This is a genomic window from Winogradskyella poriferorum (assembly GCF_050618035.1).
Taxonomy (GTDB): Bacteria; Bacteroidota; Bacteroidia; order Flavobacteriales; family Flavobacteriaceae; genus Winogradskyella; species Winogradskyella poriferorum_A.
The window spans coordinates 1-225 of the sequence record NZ_JBODPY010000201.1 but is presented as its reverse complement, the minus strand read 5'-3'; the positions used below and the strand labels follow the sequence as shown (position 1 = coordinate 225).

Annotated in this window: 1 protein-coding gene; it reads left to right on the top strand. The window is 49.8% G+C overall.

Annotation, left to right across the window (positions count from 1 at the left end; genetic code table 11):
- The coding region (locus ACRHOC_RS15475) for a hypothetical protein (RefSeq protein WP_431159478.1) at positions 1 to 225 on the top strand (225 nt) is incomplete at both ends.

Here is a 225-nt window from a genome sequence, read left to right as displayed (position 1 = left end):
GCGTGACTACGACGTTGTTTTCGTCGCAGATGAACGGGGTGATTTCGGTGAATATGTTCTTTACAACACCTGGCTGCCTCGTCCCGTAGTCGGCACTCAAGGTCTATCTCCAGTTACTTGGCACCGAGTCGTTGAGCAGCATGGTGCAGCTCAACTGCAAAGCCGCTTTGAAAAGCTTTCTGAGCGATGGATGAATAGTAAAGATTATGCTTCCTGGGCTGCTAT